Origin of the sequence: Undibacterium sp. Tian12W (assembly GCF_049339405.1) — a bacterium.
Classification (GTDB): Bacteria; Pseudomonadota; Gammaproteobacteria; order Burkholderiales; family Burkholderiaceae_D; genus Undibacterium.
The window spans coordinates 154,870-179,246 of the sequence record NZ_JBMPPK010000003.1 but is presented as its reverse complement, the minus strand read 5'-3'; the positions used below and the strand labels follow the sequence as shown (position 1 = coordinate 179,246).

The 24,377-nt window shown below is 51.2% G+C and carries 22 protein-coding genes; 5 read left to right on the top strand and 17 right to left on the bottom strand.

Annotation, left to right across the window (positions count from 1 at the left end; all coding sequences use genetic code 11):
* Positions 1-188: 188 nt before the first annotated feature.
* Genes ACO0LI_RS04875 through ACO0LI_RS04865 form a run of 3 tightly spaced genes read right to left on the bottom strand, consistent with a single transcriptional unit; the run spans position 189 to position 2,709 of the window.
* A complete protein-coding gene (locus ACO0LI_RS04875) occupies positions 189-1,199 on the bottom strand; it encodes a ParB/Srx family N-terminal domain-containing protein (protein WP_423031288.1) in 1,011 nt (336 codons plus the stop codon).
* A gap of 28 nt (positions 1,200-1,227) precedes the next feature.
* A complete protein-coding gene (locus ACO0LI_RS04870) occupies positions 1,228-2,169 on the bottom strand; it encodes a polysaccharide deacetylase family protein (protein WP_423031286.1) in 942 nt (313 codons plus the stop codon).
* Positions 2,170-2,190: 21 nt separating this feature from the next.
* Entirely contained in the window at positions 2,191-2,709 is a 519-nt protein-coding gene (locus tag ACO0LI_RS04865; protein ID WP_423031284.1) for a hypothetical protein, read from the bottom strand.
* A gap of 362 nt (positions 2,710-3,071) precedes the next feature.
* On the opposite strand from ACO0LI_RS04865, the gene ACO0LI_RS04860 reads away from it, so the two are divergent.
* The gene (locus tag ACO0LI_RS04860) at positions 3,072-3,845 is read left to right on the top strand and encodes a VOC family protein (RefSeq protein ID WP_423031282.1); all 774 of its coding nucleotides are present in this window, start codon (positions 3,072-3,074) and stop codon (positions 3,843-3,845) included.
* Positions 3,846-3,893: 48 nt separating this feature from the next.
* On the opposite strand, the gene ACO0LI_RS04855 is transcribed toward ACO0LI_RS04860, so the two are convergent.
* From ACO0LI_RS04855 to ACO0LI_RS04820, 8 genes are all read right to left on the bottom strand, one after another.
* Positions 3,894-4,577, bottom strand: coding sequence for an Asp/Glu/hydantoin racemase (locus ACO0LI_RS04855; RefSeq protein ID WP_423031280.1), 684 nt, complete (start codon positions 4,575-4,577; stop codon positions 3,894-3,896).
* Positions 4,578-4,604: 27 nt separating this feature from the next.
* Positions 4,605-5,084 carry an SRPBCC family protein gene (locus tag ACO0LI_RS04850; RefSeq protein ID WP_422951845.1) on the bottom strand — a complete coding sequence of 160 codons (480 nt, stop codon included), beginning with the start codon at positions 5,082-5,084 and terminating at the stop codon, positions 4,605-4,607.
* Positions 5,077-5,418, bottom strand: a complete 342-nt coding sequence (locus ACO0LI_RS04845) for an ArsR/SmtB family transcription factor (protein WP_423031532.1) — start codon at positions 5,416-5,418, stop codon at positions 5,077-5,079. The genes ACO0LI_RS04850 and ACO0LI_RS04845 overlap by 8 nt, the downstream gene beginning before the upstream one ends.
* A 56-nt stretch (positions 5,419-5,474) precedes the next feature.
* Positions 5,475-6,164, bottom strand: coding sequence for a hypothetical protein (locus tag ACO0LI_RS04840; RefSeq protein WP_423031278.1), 690 nt, complete (start codon positions 6,162-6,164; stop codon positions 5,475-5,477).
* 224 nt (positions 6,165-6,388) lie between these two features.
* Positions 6,389-6,823, bottom strand: a complete 435-nt coding sequence (locus ACO0LI_RS04835) for a hypothetical protein (RefSeq protein ID WP_423031276.1) — start codon at positions 6,821-6,823, stop codon at positions 6,389-6,391.
* Positions 6,824-6,859: 36 nt separating this feature from the next.
* Complete coding sequence (locus tag ACO0LI_RS04830; protein ID WP_423031274.1) at positions 6,860-8,254, bottom strand: dicarboxylate/amino acid:cation symporter; 1,395 nt, start codon at positions 8,252-8,254, stop codon at positions 6,860-6,862.
* Positions 8,255-8,418: 164 nt separating this feature from the next.
* A complete protein-coding gene (locus ACO0LI_RS04825; RefSeq protein WP_423031272.1) occupies positions 8,419-9,621 on the bottom strand; it encodes an acyltransferase family protein in 1,203 nt (400 codons plus the stop codon).
* Between the two features lie 47 nt (positions 9,622-9,668).
* A complete protein-coding gene (locus ACO0LI_RS04820; RefSeq protein WP_423031270.1) occupies positions 9,669-10,520 on the bottom strand; it encodes a helix-turn-helix domain-containing protein in 852 nt (283 codons plus the stop codon).
* Between the two features lie 73 nt (positions 10,521-10,593).
* Between ACO0LI_RS04820 and ACO0LI_RS04815 the strand changes: the two genes are divergently transcribed.
* On the top strand, positions 10,594-10,923 hold the full coding sequence (locus ACO0LI_RS04815) for a hypothetical protein (protein ID WP_423031268.1): 330 nt from the start codon (positions 10,594-10,596) through the stop codon (positions 10,921-10,923).
* Between the two features lie 213 nt (positions 10,924-11,136).
* On the opposite strand, the gene ACO0LI_RS04810 is transcribed toward ACO0LI_RS04815, so the two are convergent.
* The 4 genes from ACO0LI_RS04810 to ACO0LI_RS04795 form a co-directional block, all read right to left on the bottom strand.
* A complete protein-coding gene (locus ACO0LI_RS04810) occupies positions 11,137-14,286 on the bottom strand; it encodes a prolyl oligopeptidase family serine peptidase (RefSeq protein ID WP_423031266.1) in 3,150 nt (1,049 codons plus the stop codon).
* 116 nt (positions 14,287-14,402) lie between these two features.
* The gene (locus ACO0LI_RS04805) at positions 14,403-15,185 is read right to left on the bottom strand and encodes a hypothetical protein (RefSeq protein ID WP_423031264.1); all 783 of its coding nucleotides are present in this window, start codon (positions 15,183-15,185) and stop codon (positions 14,403-14,405) included.
* Positions 15,186-15,264: 79 nt separating this feature from the next.
* Positions 15,265-15,846 (bottom strand): 3'-5' exonuclease, encoded by a 582-nt coding sequence (locus ACO0LI_RS04800; protein ID WP_423031262.1) that lies wholly within the window; start codon positions 15,844-15,846, stop codon positions 15,265-15,267.
* A 134-nt stretch (positions 15,847-15,980) separates the two neighbouring features.
* Entirely contained in the window at positions 15,981-16,904 is a 924-nt protein-coding gene (locus ACO0LI_RS04795; RefSeq protein WP_423031260.1) for a LysR family transcriptional regulator, read from the bottom strand.
* Positions 16,905-17,057: 153 nt separating this feature from the next.
* Between ACO0LI_RS04795 and ACO0LI_RS04790 the strand changes: the two genes are divergently transcribed.
* Positions 17,058-18,065, top strand: coding sequence for an aldo/keto reductase (locus ACO0LI_RS04790; protein WP_423031530.1), 1,008 nt, complete (start codon positions 17,058-17,060; stop codon positions 18,063-18,065).
* Between the two features lie 13 nt (positions 18,066-18,078).
* Here ACO0LI_RS04790 and ACO0LI_RS04785 read toward each other — a convergent pair whose 3' ends face one another.
* Together ACO0LI_RS04785 and ACO0LI_RS04780 are read right to left on the bottom strand one after the other, a co-directional pair.
* Positions 18,079-18,345: a hypothetical protein gene (locus ACO0LI_RS04785; protein WP_423031258.1), complete on the bottom strand. Its 267-nt coding sequence runs from the start codon at positions 18,343-18,345 to the stop codon at positions 18,079-18,081.
* Between the two features lie 16 nt (positions 18,346-18,361).
* On the bottom strand, positions 18,362-20,845 hold the full coding sequence (locus tag ACO0LI_RS04780; RefSeq protein WP_423031256.1) for an EAL domain-containing protein: 2,484 nt from the start codon (positions 20,843-20,845) through the stop codon (positions 18,362-18,364).
* A gap of 394 nt (positions 20,846-21,239) precedes the next feature.
* On the opposite strand from ACO0LI_RS04780, the gene glyQ reads away from it, so the two are divergent.
* Together glyQ and glyS are read left to right on the top strand one after the other, a co-directional pair.
* On the top strand, positions 21,240-22,199 hold the full coding sequence (glyQ, locus tag ACO0LI_RS04775) for a glycine--tRNA ligase subunit alpha (protein ID WP_423031254.1): 960 nt from the start codon (positions 21,240-21,242) through the stop codon (positions 22,197-22,199).
* 71 nt (positions 22,200-22,270) lie between these two features.
* Entirely contained in the window at positions 22,271-24,355 is a 2,085-nt protein-coding gene (gene glyS, locus ACO0LI_RS04770; RefSeq protein WP_423031252.1) for a glycine--tRNA ligase subunit beta, read from the top strand.
* Positions 24,356-24,377: the final 22 nt, after the last annotated feature.

Below are 24,377 nucleotides of genomic sequence, written 5' to 3'. Positions count from 1 at the left end.
TAAGCGCAGGTCATTACCAGCAGAGAGCGGTAATACCCTATTTGATCATATACCAAAGAGAGGAGGCGTGATGGCGAGCAACAATTTTTAATACAAATATTGAATACAATCCGGTGTTTCGCTATTTCACTGAGATTTTGCTGAGATTAATGCAACAGTAAATTGCTTTACAGAATTGATGTGATTCATCACAGGCCGCGTAAATAAATACAGTCAGTAGCAGCTTTTTGGCGCATGAAGGCGGCAACCTCATCGTCCCATGCTTGCGGATCCAAAGTCGCCGAGCTGCGGGTAATGAAGCGACGCATTGGTCTGCGATCAAACGCCTGTGCCAGCAATTTTTGCATATTGACGAAGCTAGCCGGGTTATTCTCTGTGCCCTTGGCGATTCTTTCCGCTGTCAGATTTACCTGATGCAGGATGGCTTGTTCGCGTCCAGGGTCACTGTGAATAGCCACTTCATAAAAGGATGTCAAGACAGCAAAAGCAGGTTGAACACCTTCGAGCAGACAGGCTTGCAAACGGTCATGACCATCCAATATCATGTAAGCGCTGAGGCTGTGTATGTACCAGACGAGTATGGGTGGCGTTTGTCCAAGCCTGGCGAGCTTGCGCCACCATTTGATGCGCCCGCTATCCCTGGCTTGCGGAGCAAACACATTTAATATCTGACCACTGCCAGACAGGCACCAGTCCAGATACACGCAAGGTGCCTGTAGCAATTGGAAGTCCTCATCCCCTGCCCCGGCATGCCAATCGCGCAATCGATGTTTGCCACGCCAATGCGGCTCATACGACTGACTGCCATCACAATACTCCAATGACCACAACCCGTCTGAAAGGCAGTTGATTCTGGTCTCATGCAATGCCTGCACAAAATACTTTAGCCATCGCTTTTTTTGCTGCTCTACTGGCATCAAGGCGATCTTTTGCACTTCAGCCGAACTGATGGATGGCAACCACTCCTGATGCTGTGGCAAGCTACGATAAACATGCACACCTTCATAATAATCACCATCAATTTGCGCCCACAAAATGGGCAGATCACCCGCATCCAAGCGCATGCGCTTGCCTGCCGCCGTGCGCAGACGAAGCATGGGTTTCGGGGCATTGCTGACATTCAACAAAAGCCTAGACCATTTCCCGTAGTCACGTTCATGGTCGCGCGTGTCGTCTTGGTAGTGGATCTGGATAGCCATCAGGTATTCCTGGATAACAGCGCAGGTATCACAAACCCTGCTGCTTCAATTGCTCAATCTCAAAATCTCCATCATCGACCAAACGCTCTCCGCCAGGATACTTGCCCAAGCCCAGTATTCTGCCCATGGATAACAACAGGCTTTGTCCTGATGCCAAACGTTCTGGTATCAATTGATAGACTGAATCACTGAATGCCGCAGCCGGGGTCGTGAACTTCCAGCCCATGTCCTTGAACTGGGCCAGCACATCATCAAGCCACAGGGCATTGATCAGATTGTGATGCATGAGCATGACTTGCGGAATATCGCGCCCCTGCAATTGCCAGGATAAGGCGCGATAAGCTTCGGCGCGCTGGCGTATATGGGCCAGGTAAGCGCGCTTGATGGCACTCACATCTGCCTGGGGATTTTTTTCCAGCACTTCTACCAGTTTCTCATTCAGGCGCCAGTCGCTGGTATCCAGGCTGACATAGGCATTACGGTAGTTATTCTGCTTCAAAAAACTGCGCATGCCATCGCGTTTTTCTGGTGTATTACCTTCGCGCAGATAAGTATAGCGATACCATTTCTGGTAGCCGGGCAAGGTGCTGATGATGGCGTCGCAATCCAGTATTTCTTGCTGATATTGTGCGAGGCTGACTTTATCACTATGCAAATCGGGGTGGCTCATGCTGTGGTTGCCAACAGCATGTCCGGCATCACCCCAGGCTTTGGTCAGTGCATAACCAGCGGGTTGTTTTGCCGCATAGTCTGCCGTGACGAACAAGGCAGCAGTCACGCCATGTCTGGCCAGCGCTTTGAGCATGGCCTGGTTACGCTGCTCAGGACTCAGCCTTGGCGTTTGTTCCAGATTGGGGCCATCGTCGATAGTGATGGCGACTGTTTGCGCACTTGCATCTGCGCCGAACGAAATACAGGCTATAAAAAATACTGAAGCAGTTATGTTGCTTAAATAAGCGGAGAGTTTCAATTTGATTTCATTTTCCAAAATTTAATCTGTGACATATTCAGCAGATTTTGTTGATGTCTCAGCAGCGCTAATAAGCATAAACTGCTGACCATTCCATTGATAAGTTGCGGCTTGCTCCGCTGGTGTGGCAGATACCGCCAATAGAGATTTCTTATTTCCGGCGGCATCATAAGTCCACTCAAATGCACCGGCCACCAGGGTTTGCAACAGCTTGTATTCGCCCTGAGCCAAGCCATATACCTGCAGCTCTTCATAGGCAGCGCCTTGTTGTAATCTTAGGATGAAGACTGCTTTTCCCGCAAGGGTAAATTCGGTATGTAACTGCAGGCGGGGGTTATAGCTATCGGCAAACTGCTTTTGCGAAACGACCCGCCATGCTTGCTTTTCTTTTTTTAGTATGCTGACCGTGCTTGAGATTCCACCCTTGATCTTGTTGCCGGGCTGGTTTTCCGCCTTGCCCGACCAGGCGATGATCTTCCACTCATCCTGCATGCTGAGCATACTGTAATTCTCGAAGTCACCTACATTTTCCTTGCTCAATGCAGGGATTGCGTCTTGCTGTGGAATCTGCTTGACTACAGATTTTGCGGCAGGCTGACAGGCTGTCAAGGTCGTCAGGATGAATAGTGAAAACAGCGATTTTTTTAGCGGCATGAATACAGAGGGGCTGAAGGATTTTCTTTTGATGCCAGTGCAAATTGCAGGTGCGCAACAAAACCATGTGCGATAGCATAACATTAAGTTTTATCAAGCGCACAAACTGCATATTTCCATCCAGATTCCCATTTCATTTTTAGTGGGGCAGCTTATAATTCCTGAGCTGCACTGCTATATTTTCACTCCCCGAACAACTGCCCTAACCCATCGTTTTCCAACCGACATAAACTGAAGGAGATATCAGCATGAGTATCGTAAGCTCACATGAACCTGGTGCCTTTTGCTGGGTAGAACTTGGCACTAGTGATCAAAAAGCTGCAAAAGCATTTTATGGCGAACTGTTCGACTGGGGACATCAGGACAATGAGATGGGACCGGGAAGCTATTACACGATTTTCCAGCTCAAGGGTCACGATGCCGCAGCAGCATATACCCTGGACCCGGAACAGCAGGCAGGCGTACCGCCGCACTGGACTATCTATGTATCGACAGCAGATGCAGAGGCCACGGCAAAGCGCAGTGCAGAATTAGGTGGTGAAGTCGTCGTCCCGGCATTTGACGTGTACGACCTGGGCCGCATGGCAGTATTAAAAGATCCTACCGGCGCCTTCCATAACATCTGGCAGCCTGGTAAAAACACGGGTGTAGGCATACACAATGAGCCTGGCGCTTTTTGCTGGGGACAGCTCAATACCAGTGACACGGCAAAAGCAGAAGCCTATTACAAAGCCTTGTTTGGCTGGGATGCAAGTACAGGCAGTGATGACACCATGACTTATACCGAGTGGCAGCAACATGGCACTGCCATAGGCGGCATGATGGCTTTGCCAGATGGTGTCATGGCACCTTCACACTGGCTGGCCTATTTCAGCGTTGAAGACTGCGACGCTACAGCTGCAAAAGCACAGGCCCTGGGTGCGGCGACGTATGTGCCACCGAGTGATATTCCAAATACTGGTCGCTTTGCAGTTCTGGCTGATCCTCAGGGTGCTGTGTTTGCAATCTATGAGGGCCATTAGCAAGAAATTAGCAATCACAGTCCCTGGTTTGCATGTGTCAAGCTTGTATCAAGCATGTGTCAATGCACTGATGGCGCGTGCCACACCAAGCCGGGGGCTGGTCAACACCTCGGCACCCAGATCACTTAACTCTTCTGCCGCTGCTGCCATTGATGCCTGTGCCAGTACCACGACATCAATGTCAGCAGTTTTATCCTGCAATGCCAGCCTGACCGCATCACTGATCGCTTGCAGATAAGCCTGCCTGTCGCCTTGCAGGAAATACCCCCAGGCCTGCTCAGACAGGAGTGTGCTGATCTCTATCGTTTTACCTGCAGCCCTGGCCGACTCCATCAGCAACTCCGTCGTTGGATCAAGCGTGCTTTCCAGCGCGGCGACCAGCAAAATGCGCGGCCCCAAAGCGACTGCGCGATCTGCCATGGCACGGTCTATCCTGGCCGTCTGCAAACCTGAACGCCCGTTCATGCGTTCGGCAATCCCGCCTATGCTCGAACAGGTGCATACCACCATGCTCACATAGTCAGTTGCACAATTTGTGGAAGCCGCATGCATCGCTGCCTCCACTTTTTGAATGACGGCAGCATCTGTTGCGCCAAACTGCTGGGCAGCGATGAGCAGGCTTTCATCAACATGGTGATGTACTTTAAGTCCCGGAGCCAGTTCCTGCACCAGAGCATCAAAGCCCGCTACATGTACCGGTGAAGTATGTAAAAAGGCGAGCTGGGCCTGCATATGATCCTTAGTCTGGCATTTGTACTGTCAATTGAGTTTTTTCATATGGGCGACCAGTTGGTCGAGGGCAGTGCCCCAGCCCTGATGGAATCCCATTTCCATATGTTTTTGCTTGTCTTCTGCGTTTTTATGCAAGACGACTGCTTTATACCGGGTTCCCGTTTCATGCGGCTCAAAGGTAACGATAGCAGTCATGAAGGAATTGCCGGTAGGACGAAAACCTGGCCCCAGTGCATCGGTGAACACCAGTTTTTTTCCAGGGATGACTTCGAGATAGCAACCGGCATTGTCGTGATCAACACCTTCAGGCGAACGCATGACCGTGCGGAAGATACCGCCAGCTTTCAGGTCTATCTCACAATCCACGGTTTTCCACGGAGCAGGCGTGAACCATTCCAGCAAATGGGCAGGCGTAGTCCAGGCAGCCCATACCAAAGATGGCGGGATATCAACTATACGCTCCAGCACCAGATCAAATTTACCTTCTTCCGTCGTTGCTTCAGACATCATGATTCTCCTTTATCTTATTTAAGTAAGCATCGAGTTGGTTAAAGCGTTTTTCCCAATCGCTGCGCTGCGAAGCCAGCCATTGCTCTGCTTTTTGCAAGCCTGCTGGTGCCAGTTGGTATGTTCTTACCCTGCCATTTTTTTCAGACACTACCAGGCCGGAATGTTCGAGTACCCGCAGATGCTGGGTAAATGAAGGCAGAGCCATGTCGAATTCCAGCGCCAACTCGCTGACTGCTGCCGGTCCACGGCACAGGCGTGCCAGCACTGCACGCCGTGTTGTATCACCGAGGGCAGAATACAGATGATCAAGTTGAGTTTGCTGGTTTGACATGCGGATAATATAGCGCAAACCAATACTTAGGTAAATACCTTTATATTAAAATTTCGCTACTGTACGATTTTTTCTTCCGGCCGCATGTTCCTGAGTTTTTGATCGAAAATATCTTGCAGATATTGATAACGGGGTGACAGGTATAAATAAACTGGCTTGAAAAATAAATCTTGCAGGTAGTAGCTGCCGGCAGCAGCCTGGCTTTCCTCTATCATTTTCAGGGCCAGCGATTTGGTCATGATGCAGGCGTCCCCGAGTTTTCTTAACACCATGTAGGCGCAATCATGTTCTGAGCTTACTGCTATCAGATGATCCAGCTCCTTATGCGCTGCAATTGCCGCATTGCCGCGCACATAAAACACTTTGTGTCTGTTCAGGTCGGCCATGGATTTCACGACTATATTTTTATCATGCGTCAGCAAACTGAAACTCAGATAACCCAAAGCCGTAGGAACACGACTTGCTGTTGGTACCAGATTCTGGAATTCTTCAAAGCGCGGTAGCTCACCTGCTGTTTCACTATCTTGCAACATCTTTACTGCACGGCCGGGCGGATATGCAGTCAGGCTGCAACTCAGGCCGCTTTGCCTGCACAGTTTTTCCAATAAAATTTTGCTGTCTGCGAAGGCCTCACCTGCATCGCTAAGCGAAGAAGAAAAACGTAACAGCTCGCGTTGCACGGGCTGTTCACGAGCGTTGCTAAACGCACAGGTACCGCAAAAAAAGATGAATAGAAATGCGCGCATGATGATGGGCTTTCAAAGCTTGGCAGGCATTCCTTTTCCTTACATGGTGCTTATATAAAGACAGCAACCATGAATAATTAAGCCTCCCCATCTCAAGTATTTAACAATTTTCAGTGGCTTACAAGCGGGACTTGTCGCCATGTTGCAAGACAGGTTCAGACTGGTCATTTTCATATTGAAAATTATGGCTATGACATATCAAATCCATCACCTTCTAAAACAATTTAACAATCATAGCCATGCTCAATCAATGTCGATTTGACGCCAAACACAGCCTCGAAAACGGCAGTTCTTGCTTCCAGCCATGCCAGACCAGCTTCATTAAATGTAACGGCTTCAAGCAACACCAGTGGCTGATCCTGATCTGTAAGCACTGCCTCGAAAGATATCCAGCCAGCTCCTTTGGCCCGTCGCAAAATATTGATCGTTAATTCAAGCAAGCGGGCGGGTTCAAACACGATAAGGCTGCCTGATCTGCTCAGGCCCATCGTTGCGCTATCTGTATCGTTCCAGGCCAGCAAATGGCAGGCTGGTGCACTCTGATAAAACTCCAGCAAGCCAGCAGGCAGAACAGCCTTGATATCGCCAGCCATTACCGCAGACGGGCCTAATTGCAAAGGCAAATCAGGCGCTTCATCCAGGATGCTGATGCGCTTCATCGCAATAGACTCAACTGCCCGCCAGCGTTATCAGACTTATGCTGCCTGACGTTCGACAATCTCAGCTTCCAGCGCTTCTGCCGTACGCTCAGCATTATAGAGTTCCAGATTCAGCAAACCCAGGCGCTTGGCGACTATGGTTGGTACCAGTGCCTGTCCAGCGACATTGACTGCAGTACGGCCCATATCAATGATAGGTTCCACAGCGAGCAACAAACCGACACCTTCCAATGGCAGGCCCACGGTAGACAAAGTCAGGGTCAGCATGACAGTGGCTCCGGTAGTACCGGCAGTCGCGGTTGAGCCCAGTACAGAAACCAGGGCAATCAATGCCAACTGCGTGACATCCAGATGCAGGCCATAGAATTGCGCAATGAAGATGGCCGAGATCGCCGGATAAATCGAGGCACAGCCATCCATCTTGGTGGTTGCGCCGAGTGGCACGGCAAAAGCTGCATACTCACGCGGCACACCGAGATAACGCTCGGTCACCCGCTCTGTCAAAGGCATAGTGCCCATGGACGAGCGTGAGACAAATCCCAGTTGTACCGCGGGCCAGACGCCTGTGAAATACTGGCGCACGGACAAGCCATGCAACTTGACCAACACCGGATACACCACGAACAAGACCAGCAACAAACCCACATACACTGAGGCACTGAAGCTGGCGAGTGAACCCAGCGCATCCCAACCATAACTGGCAACCGCATCACCCAGCAGGGCCAATGTACCTATCGGTGCCAGGCGTATGATCCACCACAATATTTTTTGCACCACTGCGCCGACTGCGTCGGTAAAACGCAGTAGCGGTTCTGCACGCTCACCGACCTTGAGTGCAGCGATACCCACTGCAATCGAAATCACCAGCAATTGCAAGACATTGAAACCCAGTTGTGTGGAGGCAACCGCCTTCTCACCTACCAGTTTGACTGAGCTGCTGGCGGTCATGCCCAGGATATTGCCCGGTAACAGTTGATTCAGAAAAGCCCACCAGGAGCCTGTTCTTGACGGTGCACTGGCCTTGGCAGCATCGACTACCGCACCGGCACTGGGATTTGCCAGCAAGCCTATTGTCAGGCCTATAGCTACTGCGATAAAAGCAGTAATCGCAAACCAGATCAAGGTCTGTGTTGCCAGTTGGGCTGCATTTTGCAAACGGCGCAAATTGGCAATGCTGCTGACCACTGCTGTCAATATCAGCGGCGGGATCATGAGTTTCAAGAGGCCTACATAGGCATTGCCAATTGCACCAAGCGCAACCTGCAGCCAGTTGGCCTCGTTACCCTGGGTACCCATGTTGCGTGCTATCAGCCCCACCACTACCCCGGCCAATAAACCTATGACTATCTGCGGCCCGAAAGACTTCCACCAGCGTGCGCCATGCCCACTGGGCAATGCTGATACAGACGCCTTGTTATTTGAAGTTTGCATATCCAAATTCCCTGTGCTTCTGACATGATGATTAATGCCTGCCATCATGCACCAAAGACTGTGCTATTTGCAAATACAGAAATTCATTCCAGCAATGAGCTCAGCGCATAAGGAGAAATATGTCCACGAATATGCCTACGAATATGCCTAGGATTTAGCAAAATTCAGCAAGAAACCCCTGGATTGACCGAGCCAGCATCAACGAGCTTTTTTCTCGCGCCCCCATTCAGGAAGCGCTCTATCAAGCCGCGGCGCACCAGCAAATGGTAGCTCAGCAGGCAAAACAGGCTGGTCAGCAGGATATTGCACATCATTCTTCCAATAGCGCCAAAAGGGCTGTGATATAGCAGGATACCAAAGCCCATCGTCCCCAGCATGTGCACCAGATAAACCCAGTAAGAACTGTCTGCGAGATAAGACAGCAAACGACTCTGACCAGGTAAGTACCGGAGGAACAAGCCTATCAGGGCAAAACTCCAGAGCCAGCTCACGCTGTTGTATAAATACGCCATGACGGCCTGCATGCCTGGATTGACAGTCTCTGCATTGCCACTACTTTTGACCAGCGCCAGGAACACGACAAAGACTGGCAAACCGGCGCAAAGATATGACCAGCACTTGCGCTCAAAACGGGGTAGCAAATCTGTCTGAAAACGATACAGGAAAATCCCGCAGCTAAAGAACATGCCGCTATGGATGAATTCTGCAGGGTGTGGCATGAAAGAACCCAGCGGCGTCACCATGCCATTGCGGTAAAAACTCCCGGCGAACGCCAAAGGTAATGTCAGAAAAAATATACCCCACCAGTTAGTGCACAGTGTTTTCCAGGTATTGGCAAAACCATCTCGTAACCCCAATGGAATAAAGGCCGACCAGCGCAGCAGCAGCGCATACACCAGGCAATATAGAAACAGGTAATAGATGAACCACAGATGCAGTAGCGACACCTGCGGCCTGCCAGGTACTTGCGGAATCAGCTCAAAATCCACACCTATCGCCCCAAAAGCATTCAGATGCGCATACACTGCCACCAGCAAACTCATGCAGATCAGCAGCAAGGGCCAGAACACCATGAAAGGCCAGACCAGCTTGCGCACACGCTGATGCAGCATAGCTGCCATGCCACGCTTTGCCACCAGCATGGCAACAAAAAATCCAGCCAGGATAAAAAAAACAGGCATGCGAAAAGCATGGATGAAGACGATCAATAAGTCTGCCAGCACACTGGTCTGGCTATCGCGCCAGGGCGTAGGTGATGGATTGATCATATAGTTCACCGATACATGCACGACGATGCCCAGCCACATCATGATGGCCCTGAGATTATCAAGAGAATGCAGGCGTTGATCAGTGTTAGCAGTATTCATAGGGTAAGTTCAAGCTTAGCGTGGGACAGCTCTGGCTGGCGTGTTGCTTAAAGACGGTAAATCCAGTCGCTTTCATTTTTCCTGGCATCGTTGAGCAATTGCTGTGGGCTACGCCCGGATACTCCCTTGCAGTCGCGAATCAGGTGGGATTGGTCGGCATAACCCAGGGCATCTGCATGTTCCGCCCAGTTTGGTGTCTGCCCCTGCGCCAGGTCACTCAAGACCTGGCTGTGACTGCGCTTGGCGCGCCATAAACGTGACAAGCCCAGCAAAGGCAGGCCAGCTTCTTTCCTGACCCGTCTTTGTAACTGGCGTGCGCCTACACCAAGCAGGGTACAACTCAGGCGCAGGCTCAGGTTCTGCCCCATCTTGCGCAAACGTGACCAGGGGCTGGAAAGCAGGGCGCTGCTGTTTTGTGCAACATGGCTTTCAATCAGCGAGCGCCTGTCGGCATGTGTATCAGCCTGGGCAACAGCCTGCAGCAGTGCCAGCCCTGACGGATTCAGTACTTCCATCGCATCGACAAATCTGTCCTGCACTGTCGTCAGGTCCAGCTCAAACAAGGCATGAAATGCATCTGAGTAAAACACCGCCATAAAACTGTGTCGGTCACCAAGGTTCATCGACACTCCATACTGGCTCTGGCAACCAGCCACAAAAATCTGCGGCAAGCGCTGCTCACGCTTGATTTTTCCCTTTTGCAGCAAACTCACCTCACCTTCCAGCATCCAGGTGATGCAACAGAATGGCGTAGCAGGGTAACGATTCAGTTGATCCGGCCCATCCAGATGACAGCCACGGGTATCCCGCACGATATACATCAGCACATGCTCAGCCGCCTGGCCACTGGCTGGCCAGATATGCGTTTGCGCTTGAAGAGTCTTGTCGGTTTTGGGCATGTAGTGGATGCTACCTGCTTCGATGATGGCTGTATTGTACGTTTACGACATTTTTGAAGTTTTATGAGGCCCAGTGTTTGATTTGTTTGGCCATTGTTGGCAATTTGCTCAGATCATCTGGATTGCTGCCGGGTGGGCTGTTGCTGTTGCTGTTGCTGTTGCTGTTGCTGTTGCTGTTGCTGTTGCTGTTGCTGTTGCTGTTGCTGTTGCGTTTGACGTTGGGGTGGTAGTTGTTTTTGACGTTCGGCAGTTCCCATGTGTCGACGCCGTTTGTGCTGTACAGAAAATGGAAAGAGAAGGACCGCTGTTTGAGCGAAGCGAGTTTCGGGCCTTCCCATTTTTTGTACTGCACAAACGGGAACCCCCTTCAGGGGGCGACGACGCCTGGGTCGCCTTTCTTTGAATACTTACTTTGGCGACGCAAAGAAAGTATTTCGGCTGCCGGGCCGAGACCCGGCCTGGTTCCACGAAGGGCAATCGTTTTAATCAAAGCACGGCAATGCAACAAACGCCACCGGGCTCCAGCCTGCGCTGGAGCGACGAATTTAAGATTGCCGTGTATCTTATGATTGAAGTACTGGCAGCTAACAAAGAGCCGCAAGCGGCTCCCCAAAAATTACTCAGCCTTCGCCCCCACAGGCTTGAATTGCCCCATAACATCCCGCTTGCCCCGTTCCAGATAAGGCACAGGCTTGTCCATCCATTCGGGGCGCGGGCTGTTCAGCAGGTAGTGATCAAAGAACTCAGCCATGTGCACCGTGAAATACTTCATGTTGTCACGTTCTTTGAGACCATGTTTTTCACCATTGAAATTGAACCAGTAAGCCTCTTTACCCAACTGGCGCAAGGCAGTGAAGAATTCTATGGCCTGATACCACGGCACTGCATCATCATCATCGTTGTGGATGGTCAGGTAAGGCGTCTGCACTTTATCGACAAAAAATATCGGTGAATTTTCTATGTACTCTGCCGTTTTATTCCACGGCGCACCACCAATACGGCTTTGCTGTTTTTCATACTGGAAGGCACGGCTCATGCCTGTACCCCAGCGTATGCCACCGTAACCGCTGATCATGTTCGCCATGGATGCACCGGCTTCAACCGCGCGGAACATATTGGTTTGCGTGATCAGGTAATTGACCTGGTAAGCACCCCAGCTATGACCCTGAATACCCACACGTTTGGGATCGACATAGCCTTGTGCCAGCACTTTTTGTACTGCCGGTACCACAGCGTTATAAGCGCTCTTGCCTGGATGCCCGGTTTTATAGACGATGTCCGGGCGCAGCACGATGTAGCCATTACTCAGGTAACGGGTAACATTGATGTTCTGGGCAGGTGCCGGTGCAACATAGCGATGCAGATTGTCTGACATATTTTCATAGATATACACCATCATCGGGTATTTTTTTGCCGGATCAAAATTCTCAGGCTTGGCCAGCAAGGCTTTGAGCTTCTTGCCGTCGAGACTGGTGTATTCAATCATTTCCTGCTTGCCCCAGTTAAACTGGGCTTGCTGGGGATTGGCATTGCTGATTTTTTGCGGGTTTTGCAAAGCCAGGTTACTGGTCCACAAGTCCGGGAATTCTGTAAAGCTTTGCTGCGTAAACAAGACCGTATCCGCCTTTTTGGCCTTGATCAGGCCGGCAAACATTTTATCGCCATGTATGAGTTTTACCGGCTCACCAGATTTTGGATTTTGCTGGTAATAACCGGTAGAGCGATTGCCTTCATTGGTAGCTGCCAGTATCCATGAATCTGTCGGCAAAGCCTTGGATTCAGCCACTGGTGACGGTTCATCAGCGGGCGGTTTTTTCTCGGTATCGATGGGAACATAACGCAATTCCAGATTGTGTTTGCGACCATAGCCTGCAGTCACATTGCGGCTGGATAGAGTCTGAGGATTGACTTCCCACAAATCGAACTGATCATACAAAACGACGCTGGCGTCATCTTCTGTCCAGCCCGCAAAACCATAGGCATCCTTGACTTCTGGCGTATCGCGTTTGGCATCTTCAAAACGCGCCTTGATTTTGCCTGTCAGATTGATCTTGCTGCCGTCCGCGGTTGACCAGCAATACCAGATACTGCTATTGGCATCAAAGGCCATGACGTATTTGCCGCCTGGTGACAGGCTGGGCACATAGCGCAGTTTTTGCGCCAGCAAACGGGCTTGGCCCGTTTGCAAATCTACCGCGTAGGCATCGTGATACAGCGCATCCCATGACTGCTGCATTTTGTAAGGTACGTCGCTGGCACCCATGGCAAAACGCGGGTTATCATTGATCAGCACATTCGGGATATTCTTGTTGGCAAGCTGGACAAAGCGTTGCTCGGCGATATAAAAAACTGCCTTATAGCTGCGTTGTTTTTCTTTCTCTGCCTTGACCTTTTGCATGGATTGCAGCTCAGGGTCTTTCCAGTGCCAGAGATCAACCTTGAAAGGTTCCGGTGCATCCTTGGGATCAGCCTTGGCCAGCTCTGCAGTACCAAAGAACAGGCGCTGGCCATCCTTGCTAAAACTCAGGCTACCGTGCTCGCTGGGCAACCATCCTGCTGGCATGCCAGTGGTGCTTGCAGTGACTACAGCTTTGGCTTCGCTATCACCTGCGCGCCAGTAATACAGGTCGAAAGCAGTAATTTCTTTTTCTGCCTTGTCTACTTTTTCGGCTTTCTCGCCCTTGTCAGCCTTCTCGGCGTCAGCATTTTTCTTGCCAGGCTTTTCGGCTTCCGCATTTTTCTTTGCGAGGTCATCGCGATTGCTGACGAAAGCCAGTTGGCGGCCTGCCTCATCAAAATTCATGTGTTTGTAACTACCTGCACCTGCCATGACGGTGCGTGGTGTCAGGTCTTGCGGGCTAATCAGGTAAACGCCTTCGCGCGCTGTATCCTTATTTGTGTCTTTGGGTGTATCTTTTTGACCGTCTTTCTGAGCGTCTTTGGTGATGATATTGAAAGCCAGCAATTCACCATTTTTTGCCCAGGTAAAATCAGCAACGTCCTTGAAGCTGGTGCGCTTGGCATTCGCCACATCAATCAACAAGAATTCTGTGCCTGTATCTTTTTTCTTTGCTGCGGCTGAGGCAGCAGCGGCTTGCTGATCTTCATCGTCCTTGGCAGCAGGCTCGGCATCTTTCTTCGCCTCTTTCTTTGCTTCCTTGGGTGCATCGAACAATACTGCCAGGAAATTGCCGCCCTCTTCTGGCCAGGCAAAACGCTTTACCCTGTCCAGGTTTTCAACTTTACCAGTCGCCAGATTCATGATGCCCAGGCCAGACTTGGGCAAGTCATCACCCTTCTTCTTTTCTTTCTTGGCCTTGTCCAGCTCTACCCTGGTTGGCGCAATCGCAAAAGCCAGGTAACGGCCATCTGCACTGAAGGCTGGTGTCGTGCCGCGTGGTGCACGCCACTCGCGGCCATCTTTGAGATTCCTGACCACGACCTCGCCATCTGACTCCTGCCCTACCAGGGCATAAGCTGCCCAGTTGCCATCGCGGCTCAGGACACTGCCCTGTATGGTGCGCCAGTTCGCATAGACATCATGGCTGATGACTTTTTTTGCATTTACCGAAATGACTGCGGCTGCAGCACCATCTGCCAATACCGGGGCAGCATGGACAGCAGGAACATAGGCACCGTAGGCCAGACATACCAGCAAGGCAGTAGCAGCCAGCTTACGCAGATGACGCTGTTTGTAGTGACCGAAGGAAGAAACGGAAGAAACGGAAGACACAGAAGAAGGATAGGAATAAGGCGTGCTAAACACTGGAATTACCTTTCTGGGAGACGAACTTTACATCACTACATTGTAATGTCAAACCAAATTAAATCGACAAAACAATTATGAATTATCGGTGTTGCGTTGCAGCAAGTCCAAAAATATCAAGATTGCACCTGCAGCGTTTTGACCACGCGCATCTCACCTTTTTCACCGGCACCTGAACCGCTGTTCTTGCTTTCTTTTTTGATCACGACGAGCCGGTCACCGCTGACGCCATACACCAGCTCTTCTTCATTTTTTGTTTCAAAGCTGATCACAACGAAAGCACGCCCTGAGATAGCCTGATGCATGCGGCTGGCCAGCGGGATGCCATCCTGGCCTATCCAGACCTCCAGGCTGCCTTCGAATTTCTTGACGTATTTGCGGTCTTTTTCGCTGAGCTTTTCTACAGGTATCTCGAAACTCAGCAAGCGTGCAGGCTTGCCATTGTAGTTAGCGTCGGCTTTTTCACTTTTGAATATAGCTTTCTCAAGAATCCGCGAAAGATTGCCCACGGCAGAAACCATGGGGCGCAATTCGGACGAATTGACTTCCTTGATGGCAGCAATAGTGGGGGTTTTGGTTTTGGAGTCTTTTTCCTTGGCGCGCTCTTCGGTTTCGAGGCGCGTCAATAAATCCTTGCTGTACAAAATTTGCAAGCCAAGCGGGCTGTCATCAAGGCTGATACTGGCCTGGCCATTTTGTTCATCAGCATCTTTACCTTCACCCTGACGGCTCCAGGTTTTGGCTTCAACGACAGCTTTCACTGGTATTTGCCCTGGCAAGCGTGCCAGCGCGGCTTTTAAATCTGCCAGACCATCTGCCTGTGCCGCCTGAGTAAACAAACTAAGCAAACTGAAACACATGCCCGCAAGCAGTAAAAGCGTTTTCTTTTTGGCCAGCATACATCCCCTGTCAATATAGCTATGGTGAGCCATCTGACCGTTGGGACGTCTTAAAGTTCAGCCTTGCTTCATCCCTGCTTTATCCTTGCTTTAGTGCCAGCCACTTTCTATAGACCAGCAAGGCCACTTGCGCATCATTGGCGGCATACATGATTTGCCTGTCATTCAAGGCTGGGGCAGCCCAGTTGGATGTTGAGGTCTTCTTGGATTTTTGCAGTTGCATGCCAAAATATTTTGCGACCGCCGCTTTTGCGCCCATGTCGCGCTGCTTGCTCTCACGCATGGCGCGTGCGAGATCAAGCACATGCTGCGGCAGGATGCCGAGTTTGATCTTCAGGCGTTTCATGTCATCGCTGAGCCCAAAACCAACTTTGAGTATCTCTTTCGATTCCAGCAAGGCTTTCACGGCATCGGTATTTTGTGCCTTGATCGTGGGGAAGAGATAAGCCTTGTTGTCGGTAGCCAGTTGTATCAGATGCGGGCCATCAGATTGCTGGCCCTTAAAGAATACTGGCTTGGATTCTGTATCAAAACCCAAAATATCGGCTGTCAGCATCTCTGCATAGGCTTGCTCTGCGTCTGCTGGCGTCTGTACCAGCAGTATGTCTTTTTCCTGGATACCAGGATAAGGGGGGAGGAGAACTTCCTGATCTTCTGTCATGACAGCATGATAAGGGAAACAGGGTGGATATGTCAGGTGTTGACTTGCCAGCGTAGCTTGTGTGAGGTCAAAAACAGTGAAAATAAGCCACAAACTGCAAGCCAGTCTGATAAACGATATATTTTTAATATTATTTAGGCCTTGAATTTGTCTGCATGCGTTTCCATCAGCTCAGTCAGCCATTCTACGAATACCCTGACCCTGGGCGATAACTGCCGGTGGTGAGGGTAGAGTATGGATACCGGCATAGGCGGTGGCCGCAGCTCCGGTAATACTTCCTGCATGCTGCCAGCCGCCAGTTGGGCAGCAACGTGGAAGCGCGGCAGTTGTATCAAGCCATAACCCGCTTCTGCGCCTGCGACGTAGGCATCAACATCATTGACCGCCAGTTGCCCCTTTAATGGCAATGTCTGGGTTTTACCGCCTATGTTGCCATCCGTGACAAATTCAAAGTCCATATTCCGGCCAGTCTGTGATGAGAAATAATTCACTGCCAGATGGGCATGCAAATCACCCAAAGTCTCAGGCACCCCATGTTTTTGCAGGTAGGCGCTACTGGCACAGGTAATTTGTGTCATCAGCGCTACCCGCTTGGCGATCATGCTGGAATCGCGCAATTCACCGCCACGCAAGACGCAATCAACACCTTCCCGCACCAGATCGACCAGGCGGTCGCTCATACCAACTTCCAGTTCTATCAAAGGATATTTGGTACTAAAGCCTGGCAGGGCCGGAACCACAAAAGATTTGCCCAGCGAACCTTGCAAATTAATCCTGAGCTTGCCACGCGGATTAAGCAAGCTGTGGCTGAATGCGGACTCAGTTTCTTCCAGATCAGCCAGCAGGCGCACGCAACGCTGATAGTAAGCATCGCCATCAGCCGTGGTGTTGACCTGACGCGTGGTTCTTTGCAAGAGACGCGTACCCAGATGGGTTTCCAGTTGCTTGATACTCAGGGTCACACTGGCCCTGGGCATTTGCAATTGCTCTGCAGCGCGGGTGAAGCTGCTTTGCTCAACCACGGCAATAAAGACTTGCATAGCCTGGAATTTGTCCATAAACGTCCCCGCCCTCATTGTTTAGATTTTTTGCACAGTAAAGGCAATTTTAACGTATTTATCTATAAATACTCACTAACTACAATGGCTACATCTTCAGCAAACCCGCTGAGGCAATAATCACAAAGGAGTTTCAGCATGGCACAGAACAACATGGCAACACGTCAATTGGGCAAGCAAGGTCCGGCAGTTTCAGCACTGGGTTTGGGTTGCATGGGCATGTCAGATTTATATGGTCCGGCTGACCGTGGCGAAAGCATCGCCACTATCCATGCGGCGCTGGATGCAGGGGTAGACTTGCTCGACACAGGTGATTTTTATGGCATGGGCCATAATGAATTACTGATACAGGAAGCCTTGCAAAACCTGCCGCGTGAGCAAGTCAAAATCAGCGTCAAGTTTGGCGCTTTACGCGACCCAGCAGGCAACTGGATAGGTATGGATGGCAGACCGGCAGCCGTCAAGAACGCCCTGGCCTATAGTCTGAAACGCCTGGGTACTGATCACATCGACGTTTACCGTCTGGCACGCATAGACCCGCAAGTACCCGTCGAAGACACCATCGGCGCCATCGCCGACATGGTGAAAGCCGGTTATGTGCGCCACATCGGCATGTCGGAGGCAGGTGCTGCCAGCCTGCGCCGTGCGGCAGCCGTCCATGCCATCAGTGATTTGCAGATAGAGTATTCACTGTTTTCTCGCGGCATAGAAGCTGAGATTTTGCCAGTTTGCCGCGAACTGGGCATAGGCATCACAGCTTACGGCGTATTATCGCGAGGTTTGCTTAGCGGTCACTGGAGCCCTGAACGCACTACTGGCGCAAGGGATTTCCGCAGTATCAGCCCACGCTTCCAGGATGGCAATCTGGAACGTAACCTGGCTCTGGTAGAAGCCTTGCGCGGCATCGCCAGCAGCAAGGGCATCAGCGTGGCGCAGGCGGCAATTGCCTGGGTACTGGCGCAAGGTGCAGACATCATTCCTTTGGTGGGCGCACGCCGCCGTGACCGTTTGACAGAGGCACTTGGTGCTCTGGATGTGAAGCTGGATGCGGCAGATTTACAAGCAATAGCTGCTGCTGTTCCCAGCGATGCAGTAGCGGGTAATCGCTACAATGACCATGCCATGGCTATGCTTGATAGTGAACATACGCCTGGCCACTAAACGATTAAATCATTCAGCTGTTATCGATGACATCTGCAAGCTGGCCTGGCGACTCAGCTTTCAGTGGGTCAACCCGGCGGCGGCGTGGTCGTCCGCTGGGCAAAGGTTCTATGATCAGGGCTTGACCATCGGGCAGGGAAATCGCCAGTTTTTCCTGCCCATCATGCTTGAAATGATAGACAGTCGCCGCGCCAACGGCGGCTGATTTTTCCAGGGTTGCGGCCATCAGCAATTCCGGGATTTCGCTTACCTTGCCGGTGCGCCAGAGCAGCTTGTTCATGGTTTTACTCATCACCTTATTCATTGATGTGCTCGCGATAGCGGGTGGCAAAACCGGCGGCATCCATAGGGCGGCCAAAATAATAACCCTGTACCTGGCTGCATCCCATTTTGCGTAAAAGCTCGGCCTGCTCTTTCTTTTCCACTCCCTCTGCAACCACACTCAGACTCAGGCTCAAGGCCATGGCAATTATGGCGCTGGCTATCGCTGCATCGTCAGGATTTTCATGGATATCATTGATGAAGGACTTATCTATCTTGAGTTCATCGATGGGGAAGCGCCGCAAATAAGAAAGACTGGAATAACCCGTACCAAAATCATCCAGCGATATCGACAAACCCAGGTTTTTCAAAGCCCGCAATGCTACGAGTGTACTGTTGACATCCTGCATGACCATGCTCTCGGTCAGTTCCAGTGTGACGTTCGATGGGTCGGCACCCGTCTCGGTAAAAATGGCAGCAACACGGTCAGACAAATCCTCTTGCCGGAACTGGCGAGGTGACATATTGATGGCAATTTTTAAATCTGCCATGCCAGATTTTTTCCAGCTGACTTGCTGGCGGCAAGCCTCAGCCAGCACCCACTCACCTAACGGCAATATCAGCCCGGTTTCTTCTGCTAACGGGATGAATTCTATGGGGTGTATCAAACCTATCTGCGGATGATGCCAGCGCACCAGTGCCTCTGCACCGACGATATGGCCAGTAGCGAGTTCTATCTTGGGCTGGTAGTGCAGAGTGAGTTCATGCCGCTCCAGCGCACGGCGCAATGCACCTTCCATATTCAGGCGGCTGATGGCAGTGACACCCATCTCGGGAATAAACTGGCGCACGCTATTGCGGCCATGTTCCTTGACGCGGTACATGGCGATGTCGGCATAGCGTAGCAATATTTCGCCATGGTCACCATCACGCGGATATAGCGATATACCTATGCTGGCGGTGACAAACACATCATGTCCATTGATTTCAAACGGGCGCGCCAATGCTGCCAGGATTTTTTCAGCGACGATATCAACATCGCCAGTCTCAGGCAAATCAGTCAGGATGATGACGAACTCGTCACCGCCCAAACGCGCGACGGTATCGGTTTCGCGTACACAATGACTGAGACGGTTGGCTACCTGCTTCAACATTTCATCCCCGGCACCATGGCCGGAGGCATCATTGATGAGCTTGAAATGATCAAGGTCGAGCAACATCAGACCCACCGACAAGTCCTGACGCTTGGCCCAGGCAATGGCCTGAGTAATGCGATCGTTGAGTAAATTGCGGTTGGCGAGACCAGTCAGGCTGTCATGCGTGGCCTGGTATTCCAGCTCTTTCTGATAATTGACGCGCTCACTGACATCATTGATGACACTGACAAAATGCGTGGTGGCGGCACCCGTCGCGTCCTTGACGGGCGAGATATGTAATTCATTCCAGAACTGCGTACCGTCCTTGCGGTAATTGCGCAGTAGCGCGCAGCCTGCTCTTTTTTCCCGCAATGCCGTACGTATCTCTTCCAGATCTGGTTGTGCCAGGTCTTCCCTGACCAGGAAACGCCCTTCCCTGCCTATGACTTCCTGCGCCGTATAGCCAGTAATACGTTCAAAAGCCGGATTCACATAGACGATGGAATGATCACTATCGTCACTGCGGGTAATCATGATGCCATTACTACTTGATACCAAAGCCTGCTCACGCAAGAGCAAGGCTTGTTCGACTTCTTTCAACTGGAATTTGCTGTCAGTGATGTCTTGTTTGACAGCGATCAGGTGGGTGATATGGCCGTTTGCATTGCATAGCGGGCTGACCATCTGTCTTTCCCAGTATGCCGTACCATCCTTGCGATGGCTGAGTACATCGCCTTGCCAATGCTCGCCGACCTTGAGCGCCTTGATGATGCGCATGACTTTTTCATCCGCAGGGTCGCCAGAATTCCAGAACACATGTTTGCCCAGCACCTCGTTCAATGTATAGCCAGATATACGGCAAAAGCTGTCATTACCATATTCGAGTTCGCCATCTGCATTGGTAATGACTACCGCAAACGGGCTTTGCTGCACCGAGAGTGCCAGCATGTCCATATTGTCTTGCAGATCATGGTGTTCATGGGTACTGCTGAGGGAATGGATGGCTTGCGCCAGTTCATTGGCGAAGCGACTCAGTATGTTGTATGCATCACCATTTTCACTGAGATCAAAGTCAGCACCGACACGCAATTGCGCCAGCACATCACCATAACGCTGCAAAGGCAGGACCAGGTATTTTGTCTCTTTTCCAGCCTGTCTGTCAGCACGAAAACGGTAAATTTCTGACTTGTCACCCAAGTCCAGTTCCACCTCAGCACACAAATAGCCAGCACGCTGCACCAGGATACGGCAGAAGCCACGCAACATCTCAGGCAATTCTTCTGTGTACCACAAACAATGGGAAAGCTCCCCCAACAAGAGATACCACTCTTCCAGCCGGTGTGACTCGGCATCCAGGGTAAGGGTCTGGTCAACTATAGCCATGTGATTGCGGTCTCCGGTTAAACTCGCTATTTTTATTGGCAGGTGGATTTTTATACCGCGTAGCCACACGAATTGCAACAAAAACCGCCTCAGCAAAGCTGCCTATTTATGCTGCAATTGCGTTCAAACGAATTTAAAATTTATAGTATTTTTATTAATTCCAATGGATTAAAAAGTTAGTGCAAGCTTCCATTGCCTTAGGTTTTCTCCTGAATTTCTCTGTGTCTCGGTGCCTCTGTGTTGAGAGGTCTTTCAAAATAATCAAATTCAAGGCTCAAAATTAACAAAACAACATCAAGCAAATTCGCCTATCCAGCGCAAAAGCCGTTAAAATCTAAGGTTTGGCAAACTTTATTCATCGCTTCTTCAAGAAGTGACAAAGGCAGATAGCACGATGCTCACATTTCAACAAATTATCCTGACATTACAAGATTACTGGGACAAGCAAGGCTGCGCCCTGCTGCAACCTTACGATATGGAAGTGGGCGCGGGTACTTCGCATACCGGCACTTTCTTGCGCGCCATCGGGCCAGAACCATGGCGTGCGGCTTATGTGCAACCATCACGCCGCCCCAAGGATGGCCGTTATGGTGAAAACCCTAACCGTCTGCAGCACTATTACCAATATCAGGTGGTGTTGAAGCCAGCGCCGGAAAATATCCTTGACCTCTACCTTGGCTCCTTGAAAGCCCTGGGTCTGGATTTGCAGCAAAACGACATACGCTTTGTTGAAGATGACTGGGAAAACCCTACTCTGGGTGCCTGGGGCCTGGGCTGGGAAGTCTGGCTCAATGGCATGGAAGTCACGCAATTCACTTACTTCCAGCAAGTTGGTGGTCTGGATTGCAAACCTATCCTCGGTGAAATCACCTATGGCCTGGAACGTCTGGCCATGTATTTGCAAGGTGTAGACAATATCTATGACCTGGTCTGGACTGAGCGTGAAGAAAACGGCAAGACCGTGCGCCTGTCTTATGGAGATGTATTCCATCAAAATGAAGTTGAGCAATCGACTTTCAGCTTTGAATACTCGAACACTGATTTCCTGTTCTCTTTATTCACAAACTACGAAGCAGAAGCGAAGCGCTTGCTGGAAGTGACAGAAAAATCCCTGGCACTGCCTGCTTATGAAATGATCTTGAAGGCTGCGCATACTTTCAACTTGCTGGATGCGCGTGGTGCGATTTCTGTGACTGAGCGCGCTGCCTACATAGGCCGCATACGTAATCTGTCACGTGCTGTGGCTGCGGCTTACTATGCATCGCGTGAGGCACTGGGCTTCCCCATGTGCGCTGCGAATGACAAGCACAAGCCTGCTCCCGCTGCTCCCGCTACGGTTGCTGCTTCTGCATAAGCAGTACGCCTAGCCCACAAGAACATCATTAAACAGATTCTGGCACAGCGCCGGAACGTAGGATAAGAAACATGAGCCAAACACTGTTAGTAGAATTATTTACCGAAGAGCTGCCACCCAAGGCCCTGGCCAAATTGGGTGAAGCATTTAGCGCCGGTATTGTCGCTGGTCTGAAGTCACGCGATTTTCTGGAAGCTGAGTCGGTAGCGACCAGCTATGCCTCACCACGCCGTCTGGCTGTCAGCATCACTGGCGTGCGCGCCACGTCACCAGACAAGCTGATGCGTGAAAAAGTCTTGCCGGTATCCGTAGCGCTGGATGCGGCTGGCAATGCGACAGCGCCACTGGGCAAGAAACTGGCGGCACTGGGCTTTCCTAACCTGCAGGTCAGTGACCTGGAACGTGCTGTCGATGGCAAGGCCGAGAGCTTCTTTTACAGCTATACGGCGGCAGGCACTGCCCTGGCACCGGCAGTGCAGACTGCGCTGGAAGAAACCATAGGCAAACTGCCTATTCCTAAAGTCATGAGCTACCAGCGCCCTGATGGCGAGACTGTGCATTTTGTGCGCCCTGTGCACAAGATCATCGCCCTGCATGGCGCTGAGATTGTTCCACTGTCCTTGCTGGGTTTGAACAGTGACCGCATTACCAAAGGCCACCGTTTCCTGTCCGCGGGTGAAGTCAGCATTGCCAAGGCAGAAGACTATGCCGCCAGCCTGAAAACCGAAGGCAAGGTCATTGCCAGCTTCAATGAGCGTAAAGAACAGATACGCGCCGCCCTGTTGGGCAAAGCAGGTGCAGACAAGGTATTGATGCCAGAATCCCTGCTCGATGAAGTGACAGCCCTGGTCGAATGGCCAGTCGTGTATGAATGCAATTTCGAACAAGAGTTTTTGACTGTACCGCAAGAATGCCTGATTTTGACCATGCAAACGAATCAGAAATATTTTGCCCTGACAGATGCATCTGGCAAATTGCGTTCACGCTTTTTGATTGTTTCCAACCTGGAAACCAGCGACCCGCAATACATCATCCAGGGTAATGAGCGCGTCGTGCGCCCACGCCTGTCGGATGCAAAATTCTTCTTTGAGCAAGACAAGAAAAAGACCCTGGAATCACGCCTGCCTTTGCTGGCGAATGTGGTCTATCACAATAAACTGGGTAGCCAGGCAGAGCGTACCCAACGCGTTAAAACCCTGGCTGGCCAGATTGCTGCCAGCCTGAATGGCGATGTTGCCCTGACCGAACGTGCCGCCCTGCTGGCCAAGACAGACTTGCTGACTGACATGGTAGGTGAATTCCCTGAGCTGCAAGGCATCATGGGTACTTACTATGCCCAGCATGATGGTGAGCACGCTGATGTAGCCGCTGCCGCGTCTGAACATTATCAGCCACGTTTCGCTGGTGATGCATTGCCTGCGACACTGACAGGTACTGCTGTAGCTTTGGCTGACAAACTGGAAACCCTGGTCGGTATCTGGGGCATAGGCCTGCAACCTACCGGTGACCGTGACCCGTTTGCGCTGCGCCGCCACGCCCTGGGCATCTTGCGCATGCTGGTAGAAAAACGCTTGCCGCTGTCGTTGAATACCTTGCTGGCACAAGCAGTAGAACTGTTTGCTGGCAATGCCAATTTCACAAACCCGACAGCCGATGTATTGAATTTCCTGTTTGATCGCTTGCGCGGCCAGTTGCGCGACAAGGGCTTTTCACAAAATGAAGTCGAAGCTGTGGTTGCCCAGCAACCAGACACGCTGGATAACATCGTTGAACGCCTGCAAGCTGTACAAGCCTTTGCTGCCCTGCCAGAATCTGAAGCACTGGCTGCTGCCAACAAGCGCATTACCAATATCCTCAAAAAAGCCGAGGGTACGCCAGGCGCAGTTCAGCCAGCATTGTTGCAGGAAGCTGCAGAGCAGGCATTGGCCAAGGCCATGGCCGATGTCAAACCGGAAGTGGATGCGGCATTTGCCAAAGGTGATTTCGCCAGCGCATTGAAAACCCTGGCAGCCCTGCGTGCAGCGGTCGATAGTTTCTTCAATGATGTCATGGTGAATGCAGAAGACCTGGCCCTGCGTAATAACCGCCTGGCCTTGCTGGCCAGCCTGCATGGCATGATGAACCAGGTTGCCGACATTTCCAAGCTGGCAGCTTGAGGCGTGTTAAACAAGAGTGCAC